General features: G+C 64.5%; 11 protein-coding genes. 5 read left to right on the top strand and 6 right to left on the bottom strand.

Annotated features, from left to right (window positions below):
• Positions 1–794: aspartate-semialdehyde dehydrogenase (locus tag RMO18_RS10175; protein ID WP_309665675.1), on the top strand; the 794-nt coding region annotated here is incomplete at its 5' end.
• 129 nt (positions 795–923) lie between these two features.
• Here RMO18_RS10175 and RMO18_RS10170 read toward each other — a convergent pair.
• Positions 924–1,625 carry a DUF4386 family protein gene (locus RMO18_RS10170; RefSeq protein ID WP_309665674.1) on the bottom strand — a complete coding sequence of 234 codons (702 nt, stop codon included), beginning with the start codon at positions 1,623–1,625 and terminating at the stop codon, positions 924–926.
• 128 nt (positions 1,626–1,753) lie between these two features.
• Between RMO18_RS10170 and RMO18_RS10165 the strand changes: the two genes are divergently transcribed.
• Positions 1,754–2,341 carry a TetR/AcrR family transcriptional regulator gene (locus tag RMO18_RS10165; RefSeq protein ID WP_309665672.1) on the top strand — a complete coding sequence of 196 codons (588 nt, stop codon included), beginning with the start codon at positions 1,754–1,756 and terminating at the stop codon, positions 2,339–2,341.
• A gap of 63 nt (positions 2,342–2,404) precedes the next feature.
• On the opposite strand, the gene RMO18_RS10160 is transcribed toward RMO18_RS10165, so the two are convergent.
• The 3 genes from RMO18_RS10160 to RMO18_RS10150 are packed head-to-tail and all read right to left on the bottom strand — an operon-like array spanning position 2,405 to position 4,341.
• Entirely contained in the window at positions 2,405–2,713 is a 309-nt protein-coding gene (locus RMO18_RS10160; protein ID WP_309665671.1) for a P-II family nitrogen regulator, read from the bottom strand.
• A gap of 1 nt (position 2,714) precedes the next feature.
• A complete protein-coding gene (locus tag RMO18_RS10155; protein WP_309665678.1) occupies positions 2,715–3,692 on the bottom strand; it encodes a sodium-dependent bicarbonate transport family permease in 978 nt (325 codons plus the stop codon).
• A 1-nt stretch (position 3,693) separates the two neighbouring features.
• Positions 3,694–4,341: a carbonic anhydrase gene (locus RMO18_RS10150; RefSeq protein WP_309665670.1), complete on the bottom strand. Its 648-nt coding sequence runs from the start codon at positions 4,339–4,341 to the stop codon at positions 3,694–3,696.
• A gap of 155 nt (positions 4,342–4,496) precedes the next feature.
• Here RMO18_RS10150 and RMO18_RS10145 point away from each other — a divergent pair, with 155 nt between their 5' ends.
• From RMO18_RS10145 to RMO18_RS10135, 3 genes are all read left to right on the top strand, one after another.
• On the top strand, positions 4,497–4,877 hold the full coding sequence (locus RMO18_RS10145) for a hypothetical protein (RefSeq protein ID WP_309665669.1): 381 nt from the start codon (positions 4,497–4,499) through the stop codon (positions 4,875–4,877).
• A gap of 335 nt (positions 4,878–5,212) precedes the next feature.
• Positions 5,213–6,601, top strand: a complete 1,389-nt coding sequence (locus tag RMO18_RS10140) for a leucyl aminopeptidase family protein (RefSeq protein ID WP_309665676.1) — start codon at positions 5,213–5,215, stop codon at positions 6,599–6,601.
• Between the two features lie 99 nt (positions 6,602–6,700).
• Positions 6,701–7,516 carry an NlpC/P60 family protein gene (locus RMO18_RS10135; RefSeq protein ID WP_309665667.1) on the top strand — a complete coding sequence of 272 codons (816 nt, stop codon included), beginning with the start codon at positions 6,701–6,703 and terminating at the stop codon, positions 7,514–7,516.
• Here RMO18_RS10135 and RMO18_RS10130 read toward each other — a convergent pair.
• Together RMO18_RS10130 and RMO18_RS10125 are read right to left on the bottom strand one after the other, a co-directional pair.
• Positions 7,513–7,854, bottom strand: coding sequence for a DUF2794 domain-containing protein (locus RMO18_RS10130; RefSeq protein ID WP_309665666.1), 342 nt, complete (start codon positions 7,852–7,854; stop codon positions 7,513–7,515). The genes RMO18_RS10135 and RMO18_RS10130 overlap by 4 nt on opposite strands.
• A 43-nt stretch (positions 7,855–7,897) precedes the next feature.
• Positions 7,898–8,890 (bottom strand): asparaginase, encoded by a 993-nt coding sequence (locus RMO18_RS10125; RefSeq protein ID WP_309665665.1) that lies wholly within the window; start codon positions 8,888–8,890, stop codon positions 7,898–7,900.
• Between the last annotated feature and the right edge of the window lie 319 nt (positions 8,891–9,209).

Here is a 9,209-nt window from a genome sequence, read left to right as displayed (position 1 = left end):
CGAAGATCTACGCGCCCCGCGCCGCCGCGGCCGGTTGCATCGTGATCGATAACTCGTCGCTTTACCGCTACGATTCGCAGGTTCCGCTGATCGTGCCGGAAGTGAACGCCGATGCGATCATGGGCTACAAGAACAAGATGATCATCGCCAACCCGAACTGTTCCACCGCGCAAATGGTGGTGGTGTTGAAGCCTTTGCATGACCGCGCGCGGATCAAGCGGGTGGTGGTCAGCACCTACCAATCCGTGTCGGGTGCCGGCAAGGAAGGTATTGATGAGCTGTGGGACCAGACCAAGGGCATGTATGTCCCAGGTCAGGAAGTGGCACCGAAGAAGTTTACCAAGCAGATCGCCTTCAACGTGATTCCGCAGATCGACGTGTTCATGGACTCGGGCGAGACCAAGGAAGAATGGAAGATGGTGGCCGAGACGAAGAAGATCCTCGATCCCAAGATCAAGGTTACTGCCACCTGCGTGCGCGTTCCGGTCTTTGTTGGTCATTCGGAATCGGTGAACATCGAGTTCGAAGACCCGATCGATTGGCAGGAGGCGCAGGATATCCTGCGCGAGGCGCCGGGTGTCATGGTGATCGACAAGCGCGAGCCGGGTGGCTACATCACCCCGATCGAATGCGTTGGTGACTATGCGACTTATGTCAGCCGCATCCGTCAGGACAGCACCATCGAGAACGGCCTGTCGATGTGGATCGTGTCGGACAACCTGCGCAAGGGTGCGGCCCTGAACGCGGTGCAGATCGCCGAGATTCTGGGGAATCGGGTGCTGAAAAAGGGGTGACGATGACCCCAGACTGTCATCCCCGCGCAGGCGGGGACCCAGTTCTTTGCCGTCAGCAATTTGAAAAGGTTCGATCCCCGCTTTCGCGGGGATGACAACTCGCCGTTTGCGAGCGGCGTCTGGACTGCTTCAGACCGCCGCGACGCGCGTCTTGCGTCCCGAAAACATTGTGACGCCGGACCCGATCATCCAGACCGTCAGCAGCAGATATCCTGCGACCGCGATCAGCCCGAACACCGCGCCGTCGCGGCCAATGGCCAGGGCCACGCCCTCGAACGCGCCGATGGTGATCGCGCCGGTGGCGAGGCCCCCGATTGCCACAAGCACCCGACGGCCCTCGCGCCACTGCATCACAGCGACCAGTCCGACATAGAGTGCGGTCAGCAGCTGACCCAGATGCTCGCCCAGTGCCACGCCGGCATAGGCGTGGATCAGGGAAAACCCGGCGACATCGTTGGTTGCCGCAAGACCCGGCACCACCATCACCCAGCGCAGCAATCCCATCGCCTGGGTCAGCCCGGCCAGCGCGGCAGCCACCGCCGCGATGATGGCCAGAACGGGTTGCGCCGCGACCCGCCCAAGGCCCAGCGCATGGGCCATGCCGACCGGCAGAAACAGCAGCGCCGCGAGCGCAAAGGCATGCCAGGTCAGAATGAGCGACGGACCACCGGCGACGAAGGCTGCCAGAACCTCTTCGGCCGGGCGGCGCAGGATGTCAGGGTAGTCGAACACGGCGGCCAGTCGCGCAAACGGCAGATTGAAGCCGACCGCAAGGGCAATCATTGCGATCCCGAGTGCGGGGGCGGCGGGGGCTTTGACAAGGGTGGTCATGGCGTTTCCTTTCGGGGGTTGAGATGGGGGCTGAGTCGGGGGTTGAGATTGTCACTGATCGGTGACATACTCCCCTTTCAAGCACCACGCAAGCAAAAAGTCACCGATCGGTGACAAGGAAATCCCGAATGCGAAACCGCGACGATACACGCAGCCATATCCTCGACGCAGCCATCACAAGCCTTGCCGAAGATGGCTTTGCCGGGTTCGGTGTGAACTCGGTCGCGCGGCGGGCGGGCTATGACAAGAAGCTGATCTACCGTTATTTCGACGGCATCGATGGCTTGGTCACCGCGATGGGCAAAGCTGTGGCGGCCGATCTGACCGAAGCCCTGACGCCGCATCTGGACCCGCCACCTGCCAGCTATCCGGCACTGATAGAACGGCTGGCGATTGCGCTGTTCGACCACCTCTGGGGCAACGCCCGGTTCCGCCAGATGCGGCTGATGGAAGCGGCGGCACCATCTGACGCGACGCAAGCGTTCCGCGCCGCGCGGGGCAAAGCGCTGCACAGCTGGATGATTGCGGCACGCGGCGGGTTAATGCCGCCGACCGGTGACGTGGCTGCGTGGAATGCCAGCCTGATCGCGATGGTGGAGGGGCTGACCCTGCTGGGGGCCGCGGGAATTGACGAAGGGGATGCCGGCAGCAAAGCGCGGCTCAAGGCTGCGTTGCGGCGGACTGTCACCGCGCTGTTCGCGGCAGAAGAGACCTGACGCTGGCGGTCAAGCGGCGGGATTGACCCAGCCGCCCACAACCCCCGGACCAGAACCCCCGGACTAGAACCGCTCCGCCCGCATGACCTCGACATCGGCCACGCTGACCACGCCGATATGCCGCTCCACCACAGCGAACGCCGCCTCCAGCAGCGCATCCAGCCGGTCTGGCCGGATCAGGCACACCACTGCCACCATGCCCGCGCGTCCGACCTGGCCGTCCCGCGTCCAGCGGCCAGAGCGACCGGACCCGCCAAGGACCGGCAGCACGGTAAACCCCGTCACGCCGGCCTTTTCCAGCGCGGCGGTAAGGCGCGTTTCCATCGGCGCTTCGATGATGATCTCTACGCGTTTTGCGTGATGGGTCTGCATCTCAGCCTCCGGTCAGCATCTGGGCCACGGCGACATATGTCGGGATGCCCAGGGTCAGGTTAAAGGGGAACGTCACGCCAAGCGACAGGGTGAGGTAGATTGACGGGTTCGCCTCAGGCAAGGCCACGCGCATCGCGGCGGGCACCGCGATGTAGGAGGCGGAGGCCGCAAGCACCATCATCAACGCCACGCCTCCGGTTGACAGGCCGAGGGCGAGGCCGACGGTAAGGCCAAGTGCGGCGCCGATCATCGGCATCAGGATGCCAAAGGCGACCGCACCAAGCGACAGCACCCCCCGTGCGGCCTTTAGCCCCCGCCCGGCAACGAGGCCCATGTCGAGGAGGAACAGGCAGAGGACGCCCTGGAAGGGTGCGACGATGAAGGCGTCAATCCGCGCCATCCCCTTGGCGCCGGTGGCAAGGCCGATCAGGAATGATCCGACCAGAAGGACAATCGAGCCATTGAGCAGGATCTCGCGCCACAGATCAGCGTCCATCGGTTCGGATCGACCGGAGCGGGACACAAGCCAGAGGGCGGAGATGATGGCCGGGGCCTCCATCGCTGCGGCAACGGCGACGATGTAGCCTTCAGAGGTGATGCCGGAGGATTGCAGCACCGAGGTGGCGGTCACGAAGGTGACGATGGAGATCGAACCGTAATGCGCGGCAACGGCGGCGGCATCGGTGGCCGACAGGCGCGTCAGGATCTTCAGCAACGCGAAGGCGATGAACGGCAGGCCAAAGGACAGCGCCACGCCGCCGAGAATTGCGAGAAGGAGGCTGCCGTCCAGCCCGTGATCATTGACCGCAACGCCACCTTTGAAGCCGATGGCGAACAGCAGATAGATCGACATGGTCTTGGCGGCGGCCTCGGGGATGCTGAGCTCTGACCGGGCAAGGGCCGCGGCAAGGCCCAGCGCAAAGCACAGGATCATCGGCGTCAGCAGGTTGGCTGCGGCAAGGGCGAGGATGTCCTGCATGTCAGACCGGGACGAATGCGCCGTGGGCCGGGTCGTAGTTTTCAAGCCCGCCTTCGCCGATATCTGTCCAAAGGCCATGCAGGGTGAGCCGATCGTCATCCACGGCGGCGCGCACGAAGGGGAAGGTCATCAGATTCTCCAGGCTGATCATCACGGCCTCTTTCTCCAGCGCGGGCAGCAATTCGGCCGGGGAGAGGTGCGTCAGGCGGGTATAGCCGGGGCGCAGGATATCCATCCAGCGACCGACGAAAGAGGACTTCTCCTCCAGTTCCGGGGCGTGGCCGGAACACATGTCATGGCATGCCTTGACCCCACCGCAGTTGGAATGGCCCAGCACCACGATATGGGCAACGCCAAGGGCCGAAACCGCATATTCCACCGCCGCCGAGGTGCCGTGGTATTCGCCATCCGGGTTGTACGGCGGCACCAGATTGGCCACGTTGCGGTGGATGAAGAACTCGCCCTCATCCGCGCCGAAGATCGAGGTGACATGCACCCGGCTGTCGCAACAGGAAATCACCATGGCGCGGGGGTGCTGGCCCGACGCGGCCAGACGCCGATACCAGGCGCGGTTGTCCTGATAAGTGGTCGCGCGCCAGCCTTGAAAGCGTTGAACAAGGTAGGCGGGCAAGGGTCGTGTGGACTGCATCAAGGATTTCCTTTGGTCAACCCCATGCTGTCTAGGCGGCATTTGACAAAAATTCGAGAGGCAAATGCCGGTTCATCCGCGATCTCCGCAACGAAATCTTCAGCATCTCCAGCGAGGCTGGGTCTTGGGTGTGGTGTTGGTTTGGTGGGTAAAAGATGAGCAGTGTAACGGCGATCAAGCCGCAAGAGGTGGTACAGCAAGACGCTGAACCGATTGCAGCAATCTATCGCAACCTTGGCGCGCCGACGGGCGAACAGATGGTGACGCGGGCGCTGGGCGAACTGGCGTTGACGATGGCGGGGATCGCGGCGCAGGTGAAGGCGCATCAGCTGGCCGACCTTGCGCAGCAGCTGAAGCAATTGCGCCGGATGGCCGAAGGGTTGGGGTTGACCAGCCTTGCCACAGTGGCCGAAGACGCGCGGATCTGCCTGCAGCGGGCCGACAGCACCGCATTTTCCGCCGTCTGGGCGCGGTTGATACGGGTTGCAGAACGAACCCTGACGCCGGAACCGGGGGGCGCTGACCTGTCAGTTTAGCACGGTTACGGTTGTGACGCGGGCCTTTGGCAGATGACAGCTGGCACTGGGCTGAAGTGGAGCGCCTGCCGGACCGCGACGCAATCAGGTGTGGTGAATGTTTCAATTCTGCGGGGCGCACCGATCTATCAAGACGGTTGAGCGGCCGATGGCAGTGCACCGCAAAATCGGCCGCCAGCTAACGGAGGTTGCGCGGCCATATCCTAAGGCGAAGGCGGGCAAAGCCGCGCAGATCAAGGGGCGCGCTCCACGCCCGAACGCCGCCTATTCCGCGCTTGCAGCGACAGCAGGCTGCGCTAGGCTTGCACCTGACCCAAGCCCAACCGGACATGCCCATGACCCTTGCCTTTGCCGCCCCGACCGCTGTGACACTGCCGTTGCACACCGTCCCGCAAGACAGGTTGGCCGCGTTTCTGGCTGGCGCCGGAGCCGGCCATGCCAGGTGGCTGACCGCGACCGGGTTTGAGGCGGCACTGGGCGAAGTGCGTCTGTTACCCGGACCCGACGGCAGCGTTGCGGGCGCGATTGTCGGTCGTGGCACCCACATCGCGCGCCGACGGCAGCGGTTCGGCATGGCAAAAGCCGTCGCCGCCCTGCCCGCACTGGATTGGCATCTGGAGGGCGGGCTTGATCTGCCTGAGCGGACCGAGGCGGCGCTGGGCTGGTTGCTGGCGGGCTACCGGTTTGATCGCTATCGCCCGGGCCGCAAACCGGCGACACTGCCGCGCCTGCGCTGCCCCGTTGGGGTGGACGCCGCCCGCGTTCTGGCGATGGCCGAGGGTGAGTTTCTGACCCGTGATCTGATCAATACCCCGGCGCTGGACATGGGACCGGGTGAGTTGGAAGCGGCGTTCATCGCGCTTGCCGAACGGTTCGGAGCCAAGAGTAGCGTGGTGCGCGGCGAGGACCTGATCACGCGGAACTTTCCGATGATTCATGCCGTGGGCCGCGCCTCGCCGCGCGCACCAAGGCTGCTGGAGATGCGTTGGGGGACCAGTGGGCCAAGGCTGACGCTGGTGGGAAAGGGCGTGTGCTTTGACACCGGGGGGCTGGATCTGAAGCCGTCGTCAGGCATGCAATTGATGAAAAAGGACATGGGCGGTGCGGCGACGGTGATGGGGCTGGCGCAGATGATCATGGCACTGACGCTGCCGCTGCGGCTGCGGGTGCTGATCCCGGCGGTGGAAAACTCGGTCGCGGGCAACGCGCAGCGGCCAAAGGACATTCTGACCTCGCGCAAGGGGCTGACGGTGGAAGTGAACAACACCGATGCCGAGGGGCGGTTGGTGCTGGCCGATGCGCTGGCCTATGCCTGCGAGGAGGAAATGGATGCGCTGGTATCGATGGCGACGCTGACCGGGGCCGCGCGCGTGGCGGTGGGGCCGGATCTGGCGCCGTACTATTGCGACGAGCCGGGCATGGTCAGCGCGCTGGAGGCAGGGGCGGTTGCCGGGTTCGATCCGGTGTGGCGGATGCCGTTTCACGATGCTTATGAAAGCGTGATCGAGCCGGGGATCGCCGATCTGGACAACGCGCCCGGCTTTGGCTTTGCCGGGTCGGTCACCGCCGCGCTGTTCTTGCGGCGGTTCGTGAATACCGGGCGCTATCTGCATTTCGACATCTACGGACATGTGCCAACTGACTTGCCGGCGCGGCCAAAAGGTGGGGCGGGGCAAGGGGCAAGGGCGGTGTTGGAAGCATTGCCTGCGATGCTGGGGGTTTGATCCGGCGGCGGGACCGGGGGTTTCACACCCCCGGAGCCCCCGTGGGATATTTGCAGAAGAGGAAGCCACTTTGAGTCAAATTGTTATGGCCTGGGTTTGATGGACCGGCGGGTGACGCCGTTTTCCGGCAGGGTGGCGCATGTGTCGCTGCGCGGGGTGGTGGATGCGCCGTTGACCGAGGGCGAGGTGGCGTTTGTGCTGGAGCCGGTGGTTGATCTGCTGGCGCTGCCCGGTGGCGCGCGGGACCGGCAGCTGCTGCTGGGCGATGCGGTGACGGTGATTGACCGCGACGCGGGGCATGCCTTCGTGCAGGCCGCGAAAGATGGCTATTGCGGGTGGGTGGCGGATGCGGCGGTGGGGGTTGGCATGGCGCCGAGCCATTGGGTGGCAAGCCCGGCGACGCATGTCTACCCCGAGCCGCGGGTGCAGGCGCGCGAACGGCTGGCGCTGAGCCTTGGGGCCCGGCTGGCGGTGGTGGGCGTCAACGGGGCATGGGCCGAGACGGAATGGGGCTTTGTGCCGGCCAGCCATCTGCGCGCGATTGGGGATTGGGCGAGCGACGCGGTCAGCGTGGCCGAAAGCCTGCTTGGCACGCCCTATCTGTGGGGCGGCAATTCGCGGGCGGGACTGGACTGTTCCGGGCTGGTGCAACTGGCACTGCATGCCGCCGGGCGGGTCTGTCCCGGCGACAGTGACCAGCAGCAAGGGTTGGGCGTGGCGATTGCGGAGACTGCGGCATTGGTGCGCGGTGATCTGCTGTTCTGGCAGGGGCATGTGGCGATGGTGGCGGATGCCGACCGCCTGATCCATGCAAATGGCCATACGATGTCGGTGGTGCATGAGGGGATCATCAGCGCGACGGTCAGGATTGCGGCGCAAGGTGGCGGTCCGATCACCGCGCGGCGGCGGGTCTAGTCGATCGGGCGGATCAGCTTGCGTTCAAGCACCTTCAGCACGGCAGCAAGATCATGGCCCCGGCGCAGCACATGGCCATCCATTCCGACGACGGCATAGATGCCCTGCTTTGCCCTTAGCCGGGGGCGCTTTTCGATCCGGTAGAGCGGGTTTTCAGCGGTGCGGCGGAACACGCAGAACACCGCAAGGTCGCGCAGGGTGGAAATGCCGTAATCGCGCCATTCGCCAGCCGCGACCATCTTGCCGTACAGGCGCAAAATCTCGCCCAACTCTCGCCGGTCAAAGAACACGTCTTCGGACATACGCTGGCCGGTCGGGAAGGGCGTCGGGGCTTCCATGTTCATCCCGAAAGCTTACGCGATCCGGGCTTCAAATCAAGCGCTACGGAAAGCCGGGGGCGGCGTCGAACACACCGGTCTTGAGGCCGCGCCAGTTGGTCAGGACCGCGTTCAGGCGTTTGCGGGTGGCGGGGTGGTCCGCCTCCAGCACCCCGGCGCGGACCAGAAGGGCGGCAATTGCGGCCTCGGCGGCGCGCGTGCCGCCATCGGTGATCTTGAGCGCGATGCCCAGCCCTTGTTCGGGCAGGATGGCCACGAACACTGCCTCGGCCCCGGTTTTCAGCGCCACTTTGCCGCCCATCGCGCGCATCAGTTCGGTGCAGGCGCGGCCTTCACCGGCCACCAATTCCGGGTAGGTGGCCATCGCGCGGGTCAGCCGGTACATCGCGCGTTCGCGCAGGCTGCCGGTGTCACGCGCGGCGGCGAAGGCAGCCATGGCGCGGCCCAAACCCGCAACCGAAGTGGCAAAGTTCGGGGTGGAACAGCCATCGATGCCATAACCGGGGGAGGCCTCGCCGGTCACCTCTTCAAACGCGGCTTTCACCGCTTTTTGCAGAGGGTGGTCGATCTCCACGTATTCCGGGCCGGCCTTGAGGTGCTGGGTGACCGTCAGAAAACCTGAATGCTTGCCCGAACAGTTGTTGTGCAATTGGCAGGGGCTTTCGTCGGATTTGATCAGCCGGTCGCGTTCGGTGCGGTCATAGGGTTCATGTGCGCCGCAGCGCAAATCAGCCTCGGAAAGGCCAAGGTCGGCCAGCCAGCGCGAGGCCATGTCGACATGCAGATGCGCGCCTTGATGGCTGGCGCAGGCGAAGGCCAGATGCCTGTCGGTCAGGCCCACGGCAGCGGCGGCGCCGGTTTCCAAGAGCGGCAGAGCCTGCAGCATTTTGCACGACGAGCGCGGGAAGATCACGGTGGCCGGATCGCCCCAGGCATCGACGATTCCGTTGGCATCGCAAATCACCGCATGGCCGAGATGGGTGCTTTCCAGCAGACCCCCGCGCCAAAGCGCTGCCATCGGATGCGGGTTTGCCATACTGTTCTCTCCGTCACAGATGCGCGATTTTGTGCCACCGGGGCTTTCGCGGATTGGTCTTTTTGCGCTATGGGTGAGATATCGGGTTGAATTGCTCCGCGCCACAGGAAAAGGCTGGCGAAGCCGCGAGATGCGGGGCAGAGGCACAAGACAGCTTGGAGGCTGCGTCAGACATGACTTCCCTTTTCGGTCGCTCCCTTGGGGCAGCAGCTTTTTGCATGATGGCAACCGGGGCGTTTGCCCAGGAATCCACCAACCGCGTCGCTACGATGACGGATTGGAACGTTTTCACCGAGGAAAGCCCCAAGGAATGCTGGGG

The organism is Tabrizicola sp., assembly GCF_031377265.1.
GTDB lineage: Bacteria > Pseudomonadota > Alphaproteobacteria > Rhodobacterales > Rhodobacteraceae > JAUYQR01.
Note: the sequence above shows the minus strand (reverse complement) of the source record. Positions and strands in the feature narration are given on the sequence as shown.

Coding starts and splice junctions, on each gene's coding strand:
- RMO18_RS10130 (WP_309665666.1), bottom strand. CDS start 7,854: ATGGAAGCCCCGACGCCCTTCCCGACCGGCCAGCGTATGTCCGAAGAC.
- RMO18_RS10155 (WP_309665678.1), bottom strand. CDS start 3,692: ATGCAGGACATCCTCGCCCTTGCCGCAGCCAACCTGCTGACGCCGATG.
- RMO18_RS10160 (WP_309665671.1), bottom strand. CDS start 2,713: ATGCAGACCCATCACGCAAAACGCGTAGAGATCATCATCGAAGCGCCG.
- RMO18_RS10170 (WP_309665674.1), bottom strand. CDS start 1,625: ATGACCACCCTTGTCAAAGCCCCCGCCGCCCCCGCACTCGGGATCGCA.
- RMO18_RS10145 (WP_309665669.1), top strand. CDS start 4,497: ATGAGCAGTGTAACGGCGATCAAGCCGCAAGAGGTGGTACAGCAAGAC.
- RMO18_RS10150 (WP_309665670.1), bottom strand. CDS start 4,341: ATGCAGTCCACACGACCCTTGCCCGCCTACCTTGTTCAACGCTTTCAA.
- RMO18_RS10125 (WP_309665665.1), bottom strand. CDS start 8,890: ATGGCAAACCCGCATCCGATGGCAGCGCTTTGGCGCGGGGGTCTGCTG.
- RMO18_RS10165 (WP_309665672.1), top strand. CDS start 1,754: ATGCGAAACCGCGACGATACACGCAGCCATATCCTCGACGCAGCCATC.
- RMO18_RS10140 (WP_309665676.1), top strand. CDS start 5,213: ATGACCCTTGCCTTTGCCGCCCCGACCGCTGTGACACTGCCGTTGCAC.
- RMO18_RS10135 (WP_309665667.1), top strand. CDS start 6,701: ATGGACCGGCGGGTGACGCCGTTTTCCGGCAGGGTGGCGCATGTGTCG.